The organism is Algoriphagus ratkowskyi, from assembly GCF_002150505.1.
In the GTDB taxonomy this organism is placed as follows: Bacteria; Bacteroidota; Bacteroidia; order Cytophagales; family Cyclobacteriaceae; genus Algoriphagus; species Algoriphagus ratkowskyi.
Genome location: NZ_MSSV01000012.1, coordinates 36,289 through 56,514, shown reverse-complemented (window position 1 = coordinate 56,514; position 20,226 = coordinate 36,289). Strand labels below are relative to the sequence as shown.

General features: G+C 39.5%; 18 protein-coding genes and 1 tRNA gene. 9 read left to right on the top strand and 10 right to left on the bottom strand.

Annotation, left to right across the window (positions count from 1 at the left end):
- Positions 1-174: 174 nt before the first annotated feature.
- From BVH02_RS13735 to BVH02_RS13715, 5 genes are all read right to left on the bottom strand, one after another.
- The gene (locus tag BVH02_RS13735) at positions 175-1,866 is read right to left on the bottom strand and encodes a SusD/RagB family nutrient-binding outer membrane lipoprotein (RefSeq protein ID WP_223271868.1); all 1,692 of its coding nucleotides are present in this window, start codon (positions 1,864-1,866) and stop codon (positions 175-177) included.
- A 17-nt stretch (positions 1,867-1,883) separates the two neighbouring features.
- Complete coding sequence (locus BVH02_RS13730) at positions 1,884-5,276, bottom strand: SusC/RagA family TonB-linked outer membrane protein (protein ID WP_223271869.1); 3,393 nt, start codon at positions 5,274-5,276, stop codon at positions 1,884-1,886.
- Positions 5,277-5,306: 30 nt separating this feature from the next.
- Positions 5,307-5,498 carry a hypothetical protein gene (locus tag BVH02_RS13725; protein ID WP_086502030.1) on the bottom strand — a complete coding sequence of 64 codons (192 nt, stop codon included), beginning with the start codon at positions 5,496-5,498 and terminating at the stop codon, positions 5,307-5,309.
- A gap of 429 nt (positions 5,499-5,927) precedes the next feature.
- On the bottom strand, positions 5,928-7,103 hold the full coding sequence (locus BVH02_RS13720; RefSeq protein ID WP_086502029.1) for an AraC family transcriptional regulator: 1,176 nt from the start codon (positions 7,101-7,103) through the stop codon (positions 5,928-5,930).
- A gap of 4 nt (positions 7,104-7,107) precedes the next feature.
- Positions 7,108-8,379: an MFS transporter gene (locus BVH02_RS13715; protein ID WP_086502028.1), complete on the bottom strand. Its 1,272-nt coding sequence runs from the start codon at positions 8,377-8,379 to the stop codon at positions 7,108-7,110.
- Between the two features lie 264 nt (positions 8,380-8,643).
- On the opposite strand from BVH02_RS13715, the gene BVH02_RS13710 reads away from it, so the two are divergent.
- The 4 genes from BVH02_RS13710 (at position 8,644) to BVH02_RS13700 (ending at position 13,002) form a co-directional block, all read left to right on the top strand.
- The gene (locus tag BVH02_RS13710; protein ID WP_086502027.1) at positions 8,644-9,825 is read left to right on the top strand and encodes a sialidase family protein; all 1,182 of its coding nucleotides are present in this window, start codon (positions 8,644-8,646) and stop codon (positions 9,823-9,825) included.
- A gap of 3 nt (positions 9,826-9,828) precedes the next feature.
- Positions 9,829-12,039, top strand: a complete 2,211-nt coding sequence (locus tag BVH02_RS13705) for a ligand-binding sensor domain-containing protein (RefSeq protein WP_086502026.1) — start codon at positions 9,829-9,831, stop codon at positions 12,037-12,039.
- A gap of 436 nt (positions 12,040-12,475) precedes the next feature.
- Complete coding sequence (locus BVH02_RS21430; protein ID WP_158093895.1) at positions 12,476-12,637, top strand: RNA polymerase sigma factor; 162 nt, start codon at positions 12,476-12,478, stop codon at positions 12,635-12,637.
- 23 nt (positions 12,638-12,660) lie between these two features.
- A complete protein-coding gene (locus BVH02_RS13700; protein WP_240507433.1) occupies positions 12,661-13,002 on the top strand; it encodes an RNA polymerase sigma factor in 342 nt (113 codons plus the stop codon).
- A gap of 82 nt (positions 13,003-13,084) precedes the next feature.
- On the opposite strand, the gene BVH02_RS13695 is transcribed toward BVH02_RS13700, so the two are convergent.
- Positions 13,085-13,156 (bottom strand) — tRNA-Arg (locus BVH02_RS13695).
- Positions 13,157-13,328: 172 nt separating this feature from the next.
- On the opposite strand from BVH02_RS13695, the gene BVH02_RS13690 reads away from it, so the two are divergent.
- Genes BVH02_RS13690 through rplS form a run of 4 tightly spaced genes read left to right on the top strand, consistent with a single transcriptional unit; the run spans position 13,329 to position 15,753 of the window.
- Positions 13,329-14,075: a 30S ribosomal protein S16 gene (locus tag BVH02_RS13690; protein ID WP_086502024.1), complete on the top strand. Its 747-nt coding sequence runs from the start codon at positions 13,329-13,331 to the stop codon at positions 14,073-14,075.
- 11 nt (positions 14,076-14,086) lie between these two features.
- The gene (gene rimM / locus BVH02_RS13685; RefSeq protein ID WP_086502023.1) at positions 14,087-14,617 is read left to right on the top strand and encodes a ribosome maturation factor RimM; all 531 of its coding nucleotides are present in this window, start codon (positions 14,087-14,089) and stop codon (positions 14,615-14,617) included.
- Positions 14,618-14,620: 3 nt separating this feature from the next.
- Positions 14,621-15,337, top strand: a complete 717-nt coding sequence (gene trmD, locus BVH02_RS13680; RefSeq protein ID WP_086502022.1) for a tRNA (guanosine(37)-N1)-methyltransferase TrmD — start codon at positions 14,621-14,623, stop codon at positions 15,335-15,337.
- Positions 15,338-15,387: 50 nt separating this feature from the next.
- Positions 15,388-15,753, top strand: a complete 366-nt coding sequence (gene rplS, locus BVH02_RS13675; RefSeq protein WP_086502021.1) for a 50S ribosomal protein L19 — start codon at positions 15,388-15,390, stop codon at positions 15,751-15,753.
- Positions 15,754-16,207: 454 nt separating this feature from the next.
- Here rplS and BVH02_RS13670 read toward each other — a convergent pair whose 3' ends face one another.
- Genes BVH02_RS13670 through BVH02_RS13655 form a run of 4 tightly spaced genes read right to left on the bottom strand, consistent with a single transcriptional unit; the run spans position 16,208 to position 19,372 of the window.
- The gene (locus tag BVH02_RS13670; protein ID WP_086502020.1) at positions 16,208-16,765 is read right to left on the bottom strand and encodes an FKBP-type peptidyl-prolyl cis-trans isomerase; all 558 of its coding nucleotides are present in this window, start codon (positions 16,763-16,765) and stop codon (positions 16,208-16,210) included.
- A gap of 1 nt (position 16,766) precedes the next feature.
- Complete coding sequence (locus BVH02_RS13665; protein ID WP_086502019.1) at positions 16,767-17,318, bottom strand: FKBP-type peptidyl-prolyl cis-trans isomerase; 552 nt, start codon at positions 17,316-17,318, stop codon at positions 16,767-16,769.
- Between the two features lie 48 nt (positions 17,319-17,366).
- Positions 17,367-18,290, bottom strand: a complete 924-nt coding sequence (locus tag BVH02_RS13660) for an FKBP-type peptidyl-prolyl cis-trans isomerase (RefSeq protein WP_086502018.1) — start codon at positions 18,288-18,290, stop codon at positions 17,367-17,369.
- Between the two features lie 47 nt (positions 18,291-18,337).
- Entirely contained in the window at positions 18,338-19,372 is a 1,035-nt protein-coding gene (locus BVH02_RS13655) for a DHH family phosphoesterase (RefSeq protein ID WP_086502086.1), read from the bottom strand.
- A gap of 184 nt (positions 19,373-19,556) precedes the next feature.
- Between BVH02_RS13655 and BVH02_RS13650 the strand changes: the two genes are divergently transcribed.
- Positions 19,557-19,979 carry a nucleoside-diphosphate kinase gene (locus BVH02_RS13650; protein WP_086502017.1) on the top strand — a complete coding sequence of 141 codons (423 nt, stop codon included), beginning with the start codon at positions 19,557-19,559 and terminating at the stop codon, positions 19,977-19,979.
- The last annotated feature ends 247 nt before the right edge of the window (positions 19,980-20,226 follow it).

The window sequence follows — 20,226 nt, the reverse complement described above, 5'->3', positions numbered from 1 at the left end:
CTTATTTTGTGGGTGTTTTACTGTTGATCTTAAAAAATGAGCATCTTTTACATGCCGGATTAAATACCAACAGTTGATCAATACATTGAAAAGTCAGTTTCATAGTATAGTAATTTTGAAATAAAAAAAGCTGGCCTATATAGACCAGCTTTTCAATTAAAATACTATCAACAATTACCAAGGTGTAGTAGTACCCTGATACAACCAGGACTTAGACCATTGACTGTCTTTTCCAAAGCCTCCAGAATAGTCAGTTAACTGTAAGTTTTCAATTGCTTTATTGATATTGATCGAATTGTTGTTGTATTCATCATTTCCATATTGAAATCTCAATGCTACGCGTGGCTGTGGAGATTGCGGACCTGCAGCCAAAGAAGGAAAGCCTGTTCTTTTGTAATCCGCAAAAGACTCAGCAGCTGCAGTCCAGCTTGAAACCCATTTTTGAACCATAATCTGCTCAAGGGTATTGTTGAAAGCCACTCCGTCCTCAGCTAAAAACTTAGACAATTTACCTGCTTGACCCCAGCTTGCTAAAGATTTTTCTATCCCAGCATTGTAATTCTCTTGTGCAGATCCTACTGACCAACCGTTCAATGCCGCTTCAGCAAAAATGAAACTTACTTCCGCCGAAGAAATCAACCTTGCTTTAAGAATATCTCCAGTCGACCCTGCAGTCTGATAGATATCTGCCAAAGTGGATACATGTTGATTGTGAGTACCCTGACCAGGCGAAGGGTTCCCATTATAGGATTCGGGTATCACTAAAGCAGGGGGTAGGCCTACATATAGAGCATCATTTAAGCTGATCAAATCAGGATTATATCTTCTGGTAAATTTATCTTTTGGGTACAATACCACAAAATCATCAAATGGCAACGTTAGCACACCCAAGGGCTCGCCGTTCCTCCATATGTTGTTATCTGTAGCAGTTGCTAAAGTTTTGTCAGCTACCCATTGAACCCTTACAGGTGCAAACCAAACAGTCAGCCTAGGATCATTAGTCCCAATCAATTGGTCTAAGAAAGTCTGAGAGGCTTGATATCGTGTAAAATCATCTGGATTTAATTTTACATGCCGAGTGAGCCAGATGTCGCTAGCCCCACCAGTATAATCTAGCGCAGCATCATGAGATGCATTCTTTATGTAATCTCCAGAGGCATAAATAGCTTCCACACCTGCCTTTGCCTCAGCAGGCATTTTAACAGAAATCCTCATGTAATACCGAAGCAATAGTGAATTGGCAAATCTTTTCCACTTTTCCACATTTCCATTGAAATACAGGTCATTTGCAGGAACTACTCCAGTATTATTTGCATTTTCGAAAAGCTGAACTGCTGCTTTGAGATCCGTAATGATCCCTTTGTAGATGATTTCCTGACTGTCAAATTGTGGAAATTGAAAGTCCATAGAGTTTTCATTTCCTTTTAATGCATCGGTATATGGCGCATCTCCCCATAAATCAGTGATATTCCCAAATACAAATGACTTCATCGTCAAAGAGACTCCTTGGAAGAATTTACTTTCCATTGTTACTGCTCTATTATATAGCAGATCATTATTCCTTAAAATATCATACCATCCAGTCCAACTCATATTTTCCCATGAATATGTATTATGACCTCCATACCAGCCATTTTTCTGGGTATGTTGTACAGCGCCAGCCAAGTCGTTGACGCCAAGACTAGCATAATTTTGAGCAGATGCTGCCAAAATTGTTGGCATTAATAAGTTTGGGTTTACCTCCGTAGGATCTATTCCATAAGGATTGACATTCATTTCATCCAGCTTTTGATCACAGGCTGTCAAAGCAAGCCCACAAATCAAAGTCATCAAAAGTGCCTTAAATATTTTAGATGTATTTTTCATGATTCTTTGATTTGAAATTAAAGGTTAAAATTCAACTTAAAGCCCAAAGGAAAACTCCATGGCAACACATTTTGTCGCTCAATGCCCTGTCTGAATTGGGAGGAAGTATTTCCTTGATTTTCCCCACTTGCCCAGAAGGCTCTTTCAGGATCAATCCCAATATCAGCCTTAGTCCAGACCATCAGATTTCTAGTATAAATCGATAATGTAGCATTTCTGAATTTCCCAAAATTAGGGAGTCGGTACCCAACACTTAACTCTCTCAATTTGATAAATGAAGCATCAAAAGTTACCTGCTCATTGAATCCCCACGGATAGGTATTTGTGATTGGGTATATGTTGGTTCCTGTCCCGCCTAAATGTTCAGTATATACGTCATCGCTTAAGTCGTTTGGTGTATCACCACCAGACACTAGAATAACTCCCGGGATAAATGCTCCGTCATTTCCATTTTTGTCGACAGGAAATCCACCTGTAGCTGAAGTGTGCCCTCCTACTCTAGGGAAATTTCCAGGTCCAGGAATAATGTATCGATCTGGATCAGATTTCAATAGCGCAATTAATTGGTCTGTGGATAAAAGTCCACCTGGAGTCATATTATCCAGCTGCCTTTGGGATTTCCAATCAGACTCACCATATCTATAGGTAAATGACATAAACTCCCCACCTTGTCTCCAATCAAAACTAGCACTGATCACAAACCTCTTAATATTCAATGAAGTCTGTAGACCCAATTGGAAATCAGGATTGAAATTCCCGACTTTTCTAAGATTTTCTGTATGCGAAAGCTCTTGCCATTCTCCATTATTATCCAGTACTGGCCATTTGTAATAAGGGGAACTAGGATCCTCTACTGCCACAAATCCTCTACTATACATGTCACCAATTTGTTCACCGATAAAGGTGATCGCTCCTCCACCGTTTTCAGACCAAAGAGTGATTCTATCCAATCCATCAGCTAGTTCCACCACGGTAGTTCTGTTTCTAGACCAATTAAGATCTACATCCCAAGTAATATCTTTTTTACTCAAGACTGTAGCTCCAAGAGACAGTTCAACTCCTGTACTTCGCATCAAGCCTGCATTAATCAGACGACCTGAATAGCCAGATGACGAAGGTAGATTCACAGAGAAAATTTGATTCCTATTATCTATCTGGTAAAGGGTGCCCGTAAAACGGAGTTTGTTACCGAACATCTTCAAATCAATGCCACCTTCATAGGAAGTCGCTTGCTCAGGTTTCAGGTCAGGATTCAAAAGCCCAGAAGGCATACTTGCAGTATTGATCGAGTTATAGACTCCAGATCCTAAGTTTGGTAACAAATTATATGGCCCAGTATCATTTCCTACTTGTGCATAACCAAACCTAAATTTCAACAAATCTATAGATTCAGGCATATTGAAAGTATAGTTTACCAACCAGCTCAAAGATGCAGATGGATAGAAGTAGGAGCGATTATCTTTAGGCAAGGTAGAAGACCAATCGTTTCTAGCTGTCAAATCCAAGTATAGTTGATTTGCATAGCCAAAGGATGCTAGTCCATAGATAGAGTAAATCCCTTTCTCATAGTAAGAATTGTTTACTGATCTGTTGTTTGCAGGGATGTTTTGCACATTATAAATACCCGGAATAACCAAGCCATTGTTTCTATCACCACCTACTCCTACACTAGTGCTTTTTCCAAACTGATTCATGATATTTCCTCCAACAGAGGTATTAACATCAAGCTTTCCGAATTTTTTATTCCAGGAAGCCAAAAAATCAGCATTGGATTCTTGTCTTAAAATATCAGTCACATAATATCCTCCTCGTGCCATTCTGCTGTAACTATAAGGGATCTTTGTCTCCTGATTCTCATCAGACCTATCCAATAAATATCTCACACGAAAGTTCAGCGCTTCAGAAACCTTATAGTCCAAGGCTACATTACCATAGATCCTATCTCTAACGAAACCATTTTCCATTCCATAGGCTATGAAATATGGGTTGTCACCAGCAGTGGTTCGGATTTGCTGTACCCCTTCCTGGCCTGGAACCCAGATGTCACGCATTTTCTCATAATCTACATAAGGAGATGTATATACTGCCTCAAGTGGATTTGCTCTTCTATCACCTGTACTCGGCCGATCATTAGATTTACTATTGGTGTAATTGAGGTCGGAAGTGAATGTTAGTTTATCTGTGATTTTATGGGTCAATGAGGTAGAGTAGCTATTTCTGAATAAATCAGAATTAGGGATCATACCCTGATGAATCATATTAGAATACGAAATCCGAAAAGTGGACTTATCATTTCCACCGTCAATAGCAAGATTATTTGTAGAGGTCACTCCCGTCTGCATGAAGTCCTTCATTGCATTAGGATATGCTAGCAATTCAGTAGGAATTTGTTTTCCGTTTTCATCCAAAGGACTATCCCATTGAATAGCCAAATTATTAGCATTCAGTTGAGGACCTCCCCAATAGGCTGATCCTTGATTAAAAACTCCTTCTCTATTTCCGTTGGCGTACTTGTAATGGAAATCTAGCAATCGGGTAGGTCTTTCAAATACATTACTTGTAGAAAATGAAACTCCTAAGTTATCCCCAGCTTTTCCAGATTTAGTAGTAATTATAACTACGCCATTCCCTGCTCTTGTGCCATAGAGAGCAGCAGCACTTGGACCTTTCAGTACAGAGATACTTTCGATATCATCAGGATTTATATCTGAGATCGCATTACCATAATCTACCTGATTGCCATCGCCATTTTGACTGATATTATTAAGAGAATTGGACATTGGTACACCATCTACTACAAAAAGAGGCTGGTTGTCCGTCGTCAAGGAAGTAGCTCCTCTTATTACCATGCTCATGGAAGAACCTGGCCCACTAGTTTGACTAATAGTAACCCCAGGTATTCTCCCAGATAAAGAGCTCAAGACATTTTCCTGAGAAACCTCAGTGAGCTCATCACCTGAGACTGAAGCAACATCATAGCCCAGAGATCTTTGGTCTCTTTTGATCCCAAGGGCTGTCACAACCACCTCTGACATATCAGATGCAGTTTCGTCCATAGTGATATTAATCACTGACTGGTTTCTTAATGTCACCTCTTGAGATACAAAACCGACATATGAAAAAACCAAAATTGAAGCAGGGCCAGCCACCTCAAGGGTATAAGTCCCATCAATTTCTGTGACAGTCCCATTGCTGGTTCCTTTCTCTAAAATAGTTACTCCTGGCAATGGAAGTCCATCGACACTGGAAGTTATTTCACCACTTACCGTCTGCACTTGAATTGTATTCCGCAGCTCATAGGAATACATGCTTCCTCCAAATGCACTCGCAAGTGGGAGGACAGTTATTCCCACCAGCACTAGCATTTGCCAGAGAATCTTGGGAATTACATATTTGGAAAAATGTCTCATAAGCATTTAATTTAGTATAGGGTTTGAAATTTATTTTGCATTGTTTTTTTTGTCATTTAGATCACTGGATACTATTGCGTCGAAATACTCTTTGAAAGCTTCATCTACTTCATTCGATCCCGAATTCTCATCAAGAGTTTGCAGAAAAATGAATAACTCTGATTTAGTTATTTCACCTTTCGACAATTTTTCAAGTAATTCTTTAAAATTGATATTTTCCATAAATCCACACTTCATCTATAATACCCCGTATCACAAAAATGAGACTACTAGCTCCTTGTTACCAATAGGTTAAATCAAAAGGATAGCTGTACTCAATTTCTTAATAGAGGCCTGACTGAAAAATCTAAAAATTTGACTTGCGGCTATCAGAAGAGGGTGAGAAGAGGGAATTTGCCTTTTAGAACTACTTAAAAAAGTTGTAGTGCACGTAATAAATAAGATCGGATCCTGATTTCTTGAAATATTTACCTCCCCAATTGGCTTCGATAGATTCAGCCTTCGGATTAAATCAGGCAATAGGAGAGGGGAAAGTACAGTGAGGCTGCGCTCTCCCCAGCTTTAGTCTATACATCTGCTGACACAGAGTAGATCGGACAGCCAAATCAATTTGATTTAGCTAGTGGCTCAAGTAATGTTAGTATAAAAAATTTATCGATTTATGTCTTTTGTTTGAGAGCCAAATCGTAGCCTATATTCATTGGGAGCAAAACCAGTTACTTGCTTAAATAGTCTTGATACATTTTTGCTATCCGGAAATCCTAAATCAAGCGCAATTTCAAAGATAGTTTGATCAGAACTGAGGAGTTTTAGCGCAAACTTTTCCATTCGAACTTTGGTAATATACTTATAAATGGGAAGGCTAGTCACGCTTACAAACCTCTTTTCCAAAACTCGCCTAGAAAGAGGGACTTCATTGACCACCTGATCTACCAAGATGTTCTTATCCAAATGTTTATGAATGAAAGCCAATGCTTCCGCCACATATTCGTCAGAGGAGGCATACATATCAGTAGATGAGCGTGTGATAACTTTTTCAGGTAAAACCATGATATTTCTGCAAGCTCTGCTGCCTTCACGGATCATTTCTGCCAGTAACCTTGCTGTTTCATAACCACCCCGCACGATACTTAGCTCAATGCTCGATAAGCCAGGGTCAGAAAGCTCACAGAGCATCACATCATTATCCACTCCCAATACAGCCACATCCTGCGGCACTCTAATATTATTGTGATTACAAACTTCAATGATATGCATACCCTGGTTATCATCGCATGCCATCAAGGCGACTGGTTTTGGTAGACTTTTGAGCCACTTATAAAGTGACTTGCTTTTGTAATGCCAGATATCAATGGACCTTGCTTTTTTATGCTCAAAATAATTAACATTGTATCCAGCATTTTGGATGGCAAACTCAAAGCCTTTGGCACGCTCCCGCGACCAAACAATGTTATTGAAACCATAAAAAGCAAAATTGTAATAGCCTTTTTTTAAAAAATACTCAGCCCCCATGATACCTGTGCTCTTGTAGTCTCCGGTAATATTTGGAATATTCTGGAATCTCTCTTTGAAATCCTGTGCTATTACCGGAATATCTCCAGCTTCAAAGCCTTTCTCCATCTCATTATATAGCTGCCCAATTATTCCGTCAGCCTTCCATTCTTTTGCCCATTTCAAAATTCCTTTTACACCCATCATCTCACGGTAATAAAGTGGCATTCTACAGAATGTCCAATGTCCGTGCTGACTTGAATAGTTGCTAATTCCTTTAAGCAGGTCTTTGCTATAATCTTCAGCAAAATCCAATAATAAAATTACTCGATACATGTTATCAGTTGAATAATTCTTTTACGCTCTTTACTCGGGCATTGGAAACTAATGGTTTTGCCCAAAAACCTATATAAATAATATAGCATAACGGAACAAATAGAAAAAACATAGCCGTCTGAAGAGTTACTATATCCGCCAACGCTCCTATAATCAAGGGCACTACAGCTCCTCCTACTATGCCTGAGCATAAAATACCAGTGAACGTGCCATGTGAGAAATCAAGTGAATTTAAAGCCAAGGAAATGAGGATTGACCACATTACTGAAAGACAAAAGCCGGAAAATGAAAACGCATATAATACAAGAGACCCTTCAGCGAGTAATCCTGTCAAAAGAGAGACGACTGCGCCTGCGGCAAATACAATCAATACTAATTTACTGTCCAAAAACTTAAGTAAAAGTAAACCTAGAAGACAGCCCAATGTCAATAACCCCCAGAAGTAGGATATAACCTGAGCTCCACCTGTTGCTGGGTCCACTCCATGATACTCCTGCAAAAACTGGCTAACCCAATTGGCAATTCCTTGTTCCAGACCGACATAGGAAAAGATTCCGAAGAAATAAATCCAAACCATTTTTTTACGCAAGAGACTCAGGAGGTCTTTGCCTATATCCACCTTTTCATCATCTTTTAGATCTACTTTGGGAAAGCGAGAAAATCCGATCAGTAAGAGCATTAAACAGGCCACTACAGCAAAGACAAAATATACAGAAACCCATTTCATGTCAGCTGGAACCCAATTCTCTAACATCTTAATCCAAGAAGGCGCAGTGGAGGAATAGAGATTTCGATCTAAGTAAGTATAGAGCATAGGACTGAGAAAAGAGGCAGTTCCAAATGCTAGCTGCCCCAATACCGAGTTAAATGCAAAGTGTTCTTTACCTCCAGCCACTCTCAAAAGAGGATTGATCACCACTTGGAGAATTGCCATTCCCATCCCAATAATAAAGAGCGATACCAAGGAAGAGCCAAATCGAGGGTTGAACCCAAACATCAACGCACCGAGAGCTGCCAAACTAAATGCTAACAACAGCGTGTTTTTTTCTTTCCATCGCTCGACAAAAAGTCCAGCAGGAAGGGACATCAAGCCATAGGCTACAAAAAAAGAAAAGGGTAAAAACCCAGCTAGCATGTAGCTTAAGGAAAAACTATCTATGATTCCTGGTATGATTGGACCAAGAATATTGGACATCAGGGAAATAACGAAAAATATCAAAATAATTAAATACAGCAGTCCATTTTGCTTCTTCGTAATCGATTTGCTGATTTTCATGTTTTGATTTTTTTGATTTTAAAATTTTAAGATTCCTTAAAACATGTAAAAAAAGAAGTTTTAACTGTTTGTTCAGCCAAAATAAATATTAAATAACAATAGTCCATTTTGAAATTCAAAAGGTAACATAAGTAAATCAACCAAACTCACCAAGTAGTCCTCATATAAAATACAATTGTACCTTTTGTATAATATAACCACAGGATTTGGTTTAAAAACGAATTTCCCAAGCTATCACTAATTCCACTTTTACACTTTAAGTATATGCTCCGATTTTTACTTTCATTCTTATTTGCTGTTGCATTGCTTCCACCAATCCTTTTGGCACAGGAAAACAAAGCTCTTACCATTCTAGACGAATCCATTTTCCCAATTCAGGAGCAGCATGCACATGGTAGTAGTATTGTATATCTCCCGAATGGAGACTTGCTTACTGCCTGGTTCCAAGGGTCGGGTGAAAGGGAAGCAGATGATGTCAGAATCATGGGAGCGAGAAAAAAACAAGGACAAGATCATTGGACCAAACCCTTCTTAATGGCCGACACCCCAGGAATACCCGATTGTAACCCTGTGTTGTTTTTAAATCAAAATAATGAGCTCTTTTTGGTGTGGATCGCGGTTATGGCAAATAGCTGGGAACAGTCCATTCTCAGAGTTAAAAGAAGCACTGATTTCACCAAAGAATCAGCCCCGAAATGGACATGGCAGGACAATATCCTTCTTAAGCCAGGTGAAGAATTTGCGGAAGAAGTAGAAAGGAAATTTTCTGAGCTTGCCGATTCAGGTTTAGGCTGGGCAGAGTATGCTCCACGATATAAAGATATGATAATCGACGCTTCCCATGATTCTAAAAAACGGAGTATTGGTTGGATGACAAGAATTAAGCCCTTGATAATCGATCAAAAGATCATCCTTCCTTTATATTCTGACGGATATAATTTTTCTATGATGGCGATATCTGATGATCAGGGTGAAACTTGGATGCCTAGCCTACCATTAGTGGGGAAAGGACCTATTCAACCAGCATTGGTCCAGAAAGCAAATGGCGATATTATCGCAATGCTACGAGACTCAGGTGATGCTCCCCCCAAAATCCATAAAAGCCTTTCCACTGATCAGGGTCAAAGCTGGAGTTTGTCCAAAAAAACAGAATTTCCTAATACAGCTAGTGTTGAAATCTTGGAGTTAGAAGATGGGCGTTGGTGGATGGTGGGCAATGATCTGTACGATGGCCGGTATCAATTGGCTCTTTGGATTTCAGACGACGAGGGAAGCACTTGGGCCAAGCCTGTTTACCTTGAATTTCAATCCGATAACAAAAGTAGATTTTCCTACCCTGCTATGATTCAGGATTCGAAAGGGTTTGTTCATATCACTTATTCTAAACATCTCTCAGAGGGCAAAACTATTCAATACAGATTATTGGATCCTCGACAAATCCACTAAAACATGAAAATAAAACTCATTCAGATTTCGATCTTCATATTTTCAATTTTTATCTATGATGCATCTGCACAATCAGTAAGCAGAGAGGTACATCAAGACGTACATTTTACACAGGAATATGCCATTATTTATTCCACTCCGCTTCACAACCTTTCAGAATTCAGTTTGGCAGCGGACGAAAATGGAGTTGTACAGATATTGAACAACAACCAACTCCTTCGGCCAAGCAGCGGACATTTCCAAGATTGGGGCACTTTAGTAGCAGATCAAAGCTACCTCCCTATGAAAGACAAGAACATTTCAGCTATTTCAAGCTATAAGGAGCAGATAGTATATTTAGATGACCAAGCTTTATTTAGCAATGCATGGGCAGGAAGCTTATATATTAAACATGACCTTGGTCAGCCAGATATATTCGAAGGTGGAGAAAACTTTGATTTTCTAATCGCTGAGGGTAAAACCATCCAATATCTCAAGAATAAACAAGGCAATTCTCCTGCTATTCAAATCCCGGGAAATATCGTTTCCATTAAGTTTGATTCAAACGGAGGGCTGTTTTATATGCTGACAGCAGAGAAAGTTTTTTCATTTAATCCTAAAAATCAAGAAATTAAAGAAGAGTTTTCTCATCCCGGTATGACGGCTCTTGATTTTTTCTTATCCAAAAAACAATTAATTGTAGGGACTTCCATTGGCTATTTCACCTATGATATCATTACTAAAGTTAAGTCGCCTATAATAGACGAATTACCTGCTTTGACTATTAATACCATTAAATCCAAAGGGGATGACATTTGGTTTGGAACTGATCAAGGGGCATTTGTAATTGACGGCAATGATGAAATCCGATATTACTATTTAGAAAGATGGTTGCCAGGGGAGCGAGTTTTCGACTTGGAGATCCAAGATAATAGTGTGACTATGTTAACTGATAATGGACTGGGAATCATTATGCAGGAAGAAATGACTTTAGCAGAAAAAGCTGAGTTTTATGAGAAAAGTCTGCGTAAAAACCACCTCCGTAATGGATTTAATGCATCATTGATTTTGGCAGAGTCAGGCAAAATTGAAACTGGAAGACTTAAAGACTCTGATAATGATGGGCTATGGACATCTATGTATTTAGCTTCACAGGGTTTTCGCTATGCAGTCACGGAAGAGCAAGAGGCTCTGGACCAAGTTCGCCAATCCCTCCTAGCTATGGAGAGACTCTACACCATCAATCCAGTTCCCGGTTTCCCTTCCAGATCATTCGAAAGGAGTGGCTATATAGAAATATTATCTGATCCAGAAAGATGGCAGCCAACTGAAGACCCTGAATGGGATTGGAAAACCACCACTAGTAGTGACGAGGTGATTGGTCACGTTTTCGTTTTTTCAGTCTTGGCAGAGGTGGTGAAGGATAAATGGGTCAGGGAAAAATCAATTGAGTTACTTGATACTCTAATGTCGCATATTATAAAGAATGATATGTATCTGGTGGATTTTGATGGAAAGCCTACCCTTTGGGGGAAATGGCATCCAGATTATGTGAATAGTTTTCCTACTACGGTAGGCGACAGAAAGCTCAATTCCTCCAATAGTATCAGCATGCTTCAAACGGCCTATCATTTCACAGGAAAAGAAAAGTATAAGCAAAAGGCTTTGGAATTAATGAATGACTATGGCTATTTAGAAAACTTGATGAGGCCGATGGCCATCATAGGAATGTCCGGTGGTGATAGTGATTCATATGCGCAAATGCTATCTGAATCTTGGAATCATTCAGATGATGAAATGTACTTTTTAGGCTATTGGGGATTGTACAAGTATGCGTTAAATGACGAGTTGAAAGCAGATTTCAAAAAAAGTATTTTGGATCACTGGGAGGCAGAACGGCCTGAAAAGGATGGTCTTTGGAATATTTCTACCGCATTGGTCCAGCCTGAGTCTTTCGATTTAGGAGAATCGATCTGGTGGCTGCAGAAACATCCACTTGACTTGATCCAGTGGAATGTGAAAAATAGCCATAGAAAGGACATAGAAATTTTACCTCCAAATTTCCGTAGACAAAGCACGCCAACAGTACTTACTCCAGCAGAAACAAGAATAGCTAGGCATAATGGTAATCGATTCGATTTGGACAATAATGGAAATGGAAAAACTGCTTACAGCCCAGGTGACATTTGGCTCTTGCCATATTGGATGGGTAGATATTTTGAAGTTATAGATTAGTCTTCAAGCTGATCCTATTGAAAAAATCACAGTATTCTGGATCATATTATATGATATTTGATTCTGCAAATAGGATCCCAATCTGATAGCTTTAAGTAGATTTTACTGCGGCTGTACCTGTGAGCAAAGTAGCCTAAATTCTAGTGTTACTATATAGTAAATAGCTGATAATCTATTATTGAAACAATCGCGGAAATACATATAAGCTAATTCATCAACTCCTCTATTAAAATGATCCTTGCTAGAAAATACCTCTGCAAGGATCATTTTTTTTTAATTAATCTACTATTTCGATTAGTTAAATTTCTCATAACATTCTGATTACAAATAGGTAACAATGGGCAATTAAACGCAAATTGAGGATTCAAATTCGCGATTTACGGCACTATTGGACATGAATTTTTTTAAAATTTGGTAATAAGATATCTGGAAGATTATGAAAATAGTGAATAATCAAACTTTTACCGACTTCCAAAACGGAGACATACAAGCTATAGACGAGCTTTATAACTTTTACAAACCTTATGTGATACGCTTCATAGTCTCACTTATTAAAGATGCTGAAGAATCAGAAGCAATATTCATAATGTTTTCCTAAAAATCCTTAGAAAGCGAACCCATTTGGATAGCAATAAGAGCTTGCATTCCTACATTTTCACCATTTCTAAAAATGAGGTAATTGATTATTTTAATAAGTTGAATTCCAACCGAAAAAAAGTAGAAGAATATTACACTAATAAAATAGAAACTCCAGTGGACATCAATGAGGAACAGGAAATACTTTTTAAAAGATTGGAAGAGGGGATTTGTCAACTCTCTGAACAAAGAAGAAAAGTCATTCATCTTTCCTATTTTGACAATATGTCCTACCAAGAGATCTCCGAGCATCTGAGGATTTCTAAAAACACAGTCAAAAACCATCTGGTCAAGGCCAAGGTGAGCCTGCGAAATTACCTGGCATAATCATTCCTTCCCCACATGAAATATTCATTTTTTAGCATATGTTGGAAGTTTTGGGATATTATTCATTAAATCCGCAATGAAGTAGCCTCACCAAGAATCGAACTTGGATCTAGCGTTTAGGAAACGCTCATTCTATCCGTTGAACTATGGGGCCAGAACTGAAAAAAAAGTCCTCCTGTAGTAAATCTCTCGCAAGTTAACCCAAAACCCTTCTTTTAGGCAAATATTAACTAGTCAACTTAGAGCTTTACAAGTATTTACACTATATTTGCACTCCAAAATTAGGATGGACGGGTTCCATCCACTCACTAAATATATTATAATTTATGTCAGTAAAAATCAGATTAGCACGAAGAGGTAGAAGGAAATTAGCTATCTACGACGTGGTTGTAGCTGATGCAAGAGCTCCACGTGATGGACGCTTCATCGAAAAGATCGGATCTTACAATCCAAACACAAATCCTGCTTCTATCAACATCAACAATGAGCGCGCTCTTAAATGGTTGTTGAACGGAGCTCAGCCAACAGACACTGTGAAAGCTATGCTTTCTTACAGAGGTGTTATGCTGAAAAAACACCTTCAGATTGGTGTTTTGAAAGGTGCGATTACGCAAGAAGTAGCAGATGCTAAATTCGAAGCATGGTCGAACGATAAAGACACAAAGATTGCTGGTAAAGCTGAAGGTATCTCTGCTGCTAAAGCGGATGTGCGTAAGAAAGCATTTGATGCTGAGACTGCTAAGAACCAAGCTAGACTTGACACAATCAAAGCAAGAGAAGATGAGCAAAAAGCTCTTTTAGCTGCTGCTGAGGCTGCTAACAATCCTGCTCCTGCTCCTGTAGAAGAAGAAGTTGTTGCTGCTGAAGAAGCTCCTGTTGCTGAGGCTCCTGCTGCTGAAGAAGCTCCTGTTGCTGAGGCTCCTGCTGTTGAAGAAGCACCAGTTGCTGAAGCACCTGTAGTAGAAGAGGCTCCTGTTGCTGAGGCTCCTGCTGCTAAAGAAGCACCTGAGGCGAAAGCTCCTGCTGCTGAAGAAAAAGCTCCAGAAGCTGGCGAAGACGAAGCAAAAGCTTAATATAAATCCCCATGAATAAAGACCAAAGCTTTCAATTAGGCTACGTGTCTAAAGTTCATGGACTTCGTGGAGAAGTAATGCTAGTGCTTGATGTCGATTTTCCTGAAGATTATGAGACACTTGAGCATGTATTCTTAGAGCAAAGATCTCGGCTGGTGCCGTTTTTCCTGGAGCACTTTGTACTCCAACCTGGAAATAAAGCATTAGCGAAGTTTGAAGATATGAACTCGCTGGATGAGGTAGAAGATTTGGTTGGATTGGGAGTTTACCTTCCCCTTACAGCACTGCCTGAACTGAAAGATGATCAGTATTTCTTCCATGAATTGATCGGATTCGAGGTCTTTGACGAGACCAAGGGCCTGATCGGACCTGTTCAGATCGTCTATGATCTGGAGACACAAAATCTCCTCGGAGTTACTCATCAGGAAAAAGAAGTTCTCATACCTATGCAGGACGGAATTATTCTAAGTGTGGACAAGGCAGCTAAAAAAGTTTACTGCCAATTACCCGAAGGTTTACTTGAAATTTATCTGGAAGACTAACCCATGCACATTGATATCATCACTGTAGTACCGGGATTATTGGAAGGGCCTTTTGCACACTCCATTCTGAAAAGAGCGGAAGACAAAGGACTGGCCAGTATTCGCGTGATCAACCTACGGGATTACTCAACGAGCAAACAGAAGCAGGTCGATGACTACGCTTTTGGAGGGGGAGCCGGGATGGTAATGTCCATTGAGCCTATCGCTCGATGCATAGAAGCACTTCAAAAGGAGCGAACGTACGATGAGATCATCTACATGACGCCCGATGGAGCTCGATTCGACCAACCCATGGCAAATGCACTTTCGCTCAGTCAGAACCTATTGATTCTTTGTGGTCATTATAAGGGAGTGGATGAGCGGGTAAGAGAGCGATTCATCACCAAAGAAATCAGTATTGGTGACTATGTGCTTTCTGGCGGAGAATTGGCAGCAGCTGTAGTGGCTGATGCACTGATTCGACTGATCCCAGGAGTATTGAATGATGAGACCTCTGCATTGACAGACTCTTTCCAGGATGGACTGCTAGCACCGCCAGTGTACACTCGCCCCGCTGAATATGAGGGGATGAAAGTACCAGCAGTTTTGCTGTCAGGACATGAAGCCAAGATAAACGAGTGGAGATTTGAAGCATCGGTTCGCCGAACCCAAGAAAGAAGACCTGATTTGCTAGTCAGTAAAGACGCTGGGGTAAGCGATGCAGAATCGTATAAGAAATAATTAAATAAGCCACGCGTTGGCAAACAGCGAAAGCATAAAAACATAAAGCTATGAGCGAACTAATGAAAATAGTAGAAGCGGAATACAGCGAAGCAAGAGCTAAATTCCCTTCATTCAAAGCTGGAGACACCATCAACGTACACGTACGTATCAAAGAAGGTGCTAAGGAGCGAATCCAGCAGTTCCAAGGAACTGTGATCCAGCGTAGAAATCCTAACTCTAACGGTGAGACTTTCACTGTAAGAAAAATATCTAACGGTATCGGAGTAGAAAGAATCTTCCCTATCATCTCTCCTGCGCTCGAGAAAATCGAACTATTGAGACAAGGTAAAGTAAGAAGAGCTCGTCTATTCTACCTAAGAGGACGTCAGGGTAAAGCTGCACGTATCAAGGAAAAAATCAGAGTGAGAAAGTAAGATTTCACACGCCTGAAATCAAAAAGGAACCTAGTAATAGGTTCCTTTTTTTTGTTTTAGATTTATAATCAGGGCAGGCACAAATTCCAAATTACCATCGGAATTTGCAGAGATCTAGCAGTTGATTAGTTTTTCCAGAAGCTAGACATCAAATAAGATGTTCAATGATTCCTGTTTTACTTCAGGTTATAAGTGTAGAAAAAAAATACAGCATAAGAGCAACAATAATAATTGATAGGGTGGCTTAGTGCAGAAAGCTATTTCATCGTCTTTTTTGCCTTGAGGCTGTTGGAAATTCAGGTATGCACTGATGATTCTTTTGCTTGAAAATGCAATCCAATTTCCCCTGTTTCAAAGTGAATCTTAAAAAAAAGCTTTACAACCTTTATAAGGTTCTGTTTCCTGTACGTTAAAAAAAAGCAAAAAAAAAGAGAGCCGAAGCCCTCTCTTATACTTATTCCATTCCCTTGAAATCCACTTCGAATATCAAGATGGAGTTTGCTGGTATTCTGTCATTATTTGCAGCATCTCTATATGCGTAGGTAGAAGGAATAATCAACTGGGCTTTGGAGCCTGAGCGTAAGCGTCTAAATCCAATATCCCAGCCTTGTATAACTGTTCCAGCACCTAAAGAGAAACTAAGGAGATCATATTTCTTTCCTTCCACGAAGAGACCATTATCAATTGCTACCTGCTGGATATTTGTGTCGAATACAGATCCATCACTCATCAAGGAACCAATGTATCTAGTAAAGACTGCATTCCCCGTAATTGGGCGTGAGCCGCTACCTTCTTTCTGAACGATGATTACTACCCCGCTAGGATCGTAAATACGATATAGACTATCAATCTCTGCGGTTTTCAAGTAGGCTGCAATTAGAAGGCTGTCTTTCGCAAGATTCCCTTCAATATCGTATGCAGGCCCTGTATCATAGGGGTTCTTGGTATCGCAACTGCTGAAAGCAATAACCAGAATCAGGAGAGAGAAAATACTTAATTTATAAATACTCATTTTACTGTTGTGGTCCTTGAGTAACCTTAATAAGATCTAATTCGAAAATAATCGGCGCATTACTAGGGATAGATCCACTTCCTTGTTTTCCGTAACCGAATTGAGAAGGGATGTAAACTGTAGCTTTGTCGCCTTGTTCCATTTGTCCAACACCGAATTCAAACCCTGGTATTAGAAAATTATACCCTACCGGAAACGAGAGTGGAGTATATTTCCTGGTAGAAGTATACAATCCTTCATCTTTTGCAACTTGTTCAATAGATGTGTCAAATATTTTATTGGAAAGCAATTTACCAGTGTAATCTACTTGCAAAGTATCTCCTGCAGTAACGCCCTGACCTGAGCCAGATAGTTCCTGCCAAATTATCCTTAAGCCGGTAATCTCGTCATAAAATTCTTTTACATTGACTACTGTATTGGTTGCAATATATTCTTCAATAGCTGCTTTATCTTTTGTAAGAATAGAGCTGTCAGTTGCCTCATCGTCGATGCAAGATACAAAGGAGAAAGTTCCTGCGATCAAGATCAATAGGGCAAATATTCTGATTTTCATTGTAGTTGGTTTTGTATTAATTAACTAGATATATCTACTGTACGAGATTTACTGTACGTCCGCTACATCTACGTCGAAAACAAGTACAGAATTCGCAGGGATTTTATCACCCATTGCATTCTCACCGTAACCTAGTGGAGAAGGGATGATAAACTTACCCTTAGATCCTTTTTTCAACAATAATAGACCTTCGTCCCATCCTGGGATTACTTGTCCCATACCTACAGACACTGGAAGCGGCTCATAAGGGCGACCCTCAGTAAATGCGTTATTTGCTCTAGCCACAGCTTCAATAGAAGTGTCAAATAAAGAACCGTTTAAAAGGTAACCAGCATAGTTTACGTGCATTGTAGTACCTGGAGTCACTGGCTCGCCAGTTCCTTCTTCTTCAATCACATAATATAGTCCACTTTCTGTTTTCTTAGCATCAAGACCCTTTTCCTTGATATACTCTTGGATCGTCTTGTCCTCTTCAGCCAATATTTCTACAGCTCTCTCAGATCTTTTCACTTCTTCAGCAGCCATTACTTTATCGAAATATGCTTGAATAGCTTCTTCATTCATGATTTCAAAAGCTCCCAATCTAACTTTGATTACGTCTTCTTCTTTCAGGAAAGGAGGTAAATTATCACCAAAAATTATTTTTGCAGTTGATTCGAAAGCTATACTATCTCCTTTTCTCAAATTAAGAAAGATCTCATCCATTCCATTTTTTACCGGCATGGAATCATTTGCTTGCATATAACCTGGGTAAGGATTATCTGAGGTAGAGATAAGCACTGAGTCAGATTCAGTCAACACCTCAAAATTGTAAAGCAAGAACTCCCCGTTTGGGGCTTTTTCATTTCCTTCTTTTACATAGGTATACTCGATACCATCTACATCAGTGACTTTAGTTTTTTTACATGAAGTCAATGTAATTGCTCCTACTAAGAGAGCCAGGATCGCCAAAAGGCTTTTTGAATTTTTCATAAAGGATAAGTGATTTTTCAAAGTAATAGGGAGGGATTACAAGCTAATCAAATCGCGGTAGCGGGAACAGCGCGGAATAATTCTTCCTGATGCTTTTCTACCAAAGATTCAAATCGCTCTACTGTATCTTTTAGACTCATAGTGGACTTACCTCCTGAGGCATTTTTATGTCCACCTCCGTCAAAATAATCCGCTGCAAACTTGTTGACAGCTACTTCACTAGATGATCTAAAAGAAATTTTGACACCGTCTTCGCGTTCCGAAAAAAGGGCAGCCAGTTTTATCCCGTCCAAAGATAAGGCATAATTGACTAAACCTTCTGTATCGCCAGTGCGGCTTTGATATTTTTTAAGATCTTTTTTGCTAATCGCAAAATACGCCATGTGAAGATCTTCATGGACCACCAAGCGTCGGCTGATTGCAAAACCGATAAATTTCAATCTATTCACAGAATTGGAATCGTAGATCCAATTCGCTATTTGTGAACTATCAGCTCCCAAATCCAATAATTCTGCCACCACGAGGTGCACATTTTTTGTCGTATTTGGATGTCTGAAGCCACCCGTATCTGTCATGATGCCAGCATATAGAGATTCTGCTATGTCTTTGTCTAGAAGTGATTCATCACCTAGTTGCACGATGAGCTCATAGACCAATTCACAAGTAGCTGCTGCTTCGGTACTCCATATTCGATAATCTGCAAAATCCTCTGGATCCTGATGATGATCTATGTTGACAGTATATGCTGTTGATTTGCGAATCAATTCACCTAATTCGTTCACTCTGCTTAAGCAAGAAAAATCCAAACAAAAGATTATGTCCGCTTCACTCAACTTCTTGGTGGCTAATTCTGTCTGCGTAGGATTGCTGAAATCCAATACTGCATCATTGCCTTTCATCCAATTGAGAAATGAAGGGTAATCCGTTGGAGTCACCACGGTCACTTCATGTCCTTTCTTGAGTAGGTAGTTAGCCAATCCCAATGAAGAACCCAATGCATCGGCATCGGGCTTGACGTGAGTGGTGATGAATATTTTTTTTGGTGAAGATATCTCTCTCTTAAATGAGGCTAAAGCTTCCATTTTATACATTTAGCTGCTCTTTGGCTCTTGTAGTTCGCAAAGGTCAGGAATTTATTTACAATTCCCAACTCTTCTACGGTGCTGACAATGAAGTCTGTAACTGATAAATGAAAAATTTTTTATGGTGAATGCTGTGAAAAAGTCTATTTTTGCGCCCGATTTAAACTAATGAAAAACGAATAAGATGGCAACTAACAGAACATTCACCATGATCAAGCCTGATGCTTTTGCAGAAGGAAACTCAGGAGCAATTTTGAAAATGATCGAAGAAGCAGGCTTCAAAATCGTAGCCGTGAAAGCTACCCAATTGACTCCAGCGATCGCTGGTAAATTCTACGAAGTTCACGCTGCTAGACCTTTCTACGCTGATCTATGTGCATATATGTCTTCTGGGCCTATCATCGCAGCGATATTGGAGAAGGACAACGCAGTGGAAGATTTCAGAAAATTGATTGGTGCTACTAATCCTGCTGATGCAGCGGAAGGAACCATCCGCAAGATCTTCGCTAAGTCTATCGAAGCAAATGCAGTGCACGGTTCTGACTCAGATGAGAATGCAGCGATCGAAGGATCATTCTACTTCTCTATGACTGAGAGAGTGGGTTAATTCCTGATAATAAATAAAGAAGAAAGCATCCTAGACTGGGATGCTTTTTTTGATTAAAGTCAATTTCGGGTTTCCATTTTAGTAAATACCTATTATTGGTTTGAATGTCAAGATCTAAGCCGAGTAGGGAGGGTTGTCATAAATCGTTTTAAAATACAATCATAATAGATTTTAAATTCTTCATTTTCCATAGATGTGAAGACCTGCTTTCTAATCAAGATGAAACCTTTGAAACATGATTTTTATG

What these genes read in the sequence shown, in the direction of transcription:
- BVH02_RS13735 (WP_223271868.1), bottom strand. Translation starts at nt 1,866, where the DNA reads ATGAAAAATACATCTAAAATATTTAAGGCACTTTTGATGACTTTGATT.
- BVH02_RS13730 (WP_223271869.1), bottom strand. Translation starts at nt 5,276, where the DNA reads ATGAGACATTTTTCCAAATATGTAATTCCCAAGATTCTCTGGCAAATG.
- BVH02_RS13725 (WP_086502030.1), bottom strand. Translation starts at nt 5,498, where the DNA reads ATGGAAAATATCAATTTTAAAGAATTACTTGAAAAATTGTCGAAAGGT.
- BVH02_RS13720 (WP_086502029.1), bottom strand. Translation starts at nt 7,103, where the DNA reads ATGTATCGAGTAATTTTATTATTGGATTTTGCTGAAGATTATAGCAAA.
- BVH02_RS13715 (WP_086502028.1), bottom strand. Translation starts at nt 8,379, where the DNA reads ATGAAAATCAGCAAATCGATTACGAAGAAGCAAAATGGACTGCTGTAT.
- BVH02_RS13710 (WP_086502027.1), top strand. Translation starts at nt 8,644, where the DNA reads ATGCTCCGATTTTTACTTTCATTCTTATTTGCTGTTGCATTGCTTCCA.
- BVH02_RS13705 (WP_086502026.1), top strand. Translation starts at nt 9,829, where the DNA reads ATGAAAATAAAACTCATTCAGATTTCGATCTTCATATTTTCAATTTTT.
- BVH02_RS21430 (WP_158093895.1), top strand. Translation starts at nt 12,476, where the DNA reads ATGAAAATAGTGAATAATCAAACTTTTACCGACTTCCAAAACGGAGAC.
- BVH02_RS13690 (WP_086502024.1), top strand. Translation starts at nt 13,329, where the DNA reads ATGTCAGTAAAAATCAGATTAGCACGAAGAGGTAGAAGGAAATTAGCT.
- rimM (WP_086502023.1), top strand. Translation starts at nt 14,087, where the DNA reads ATGAATAAAGACCAAAGCTTTCAATTAGGCTACGTGTCTAAAGTTCAT.
- trmD (WP_086502022.1), top strand. Translation starts at nt 14,621, where the DNA reads ATGCACATTGATATCATCACTGTAGTACCGGGATTATTGGAAGGGCCT.
- rplS (WP_086502021.1), top strand. Translation starts at nt 15,388, where the DNA reads ATGAGCGAACTAATGAAAATAGTAGAAGCGGAATACAGCGAAGCAAGA.
- BVH02_RS13670 (WP_086502020.1), bottom strand. Translation starts at nt 16,765, where the DNA reads ATGAGTATTTATAAATTAAGTATTTTCTCTCTCCTGATTCTGGTTATT.
- BVH02_RS13665 (WP_086502019.1), bottom strand. Translation starts at nt 17,318, where the DNA reads ATGAAAATCAGAATATTTGCCCTATTGATCTTGATCGCAGGAACTTTC.
- BVH02_RS13660 (WP_086502018.1), bottom strand. Translation starts at nt 18,290, where the DNA reads ATGAAAAATTCAAAAAGCCTTTTGGCGATCCTGGCTCTCTTAGTAGGA.
- BVH02_RS13655 (WP_086502086.1), bottom strand. Translation starts at nt 19,372, where the DNA reads ATGGAAGCTTTAGCCTCATTTAAGAGAGAGATATCTTCACCAAAAAAA.
- BVH02_RS13650 (WP_086502017.1), top strand. Translation starts at nt 19,557, where the DNA reads ATGGCAACTAACAGAACATTCACCATGATCAAGCCTGATGCTTTTGCA.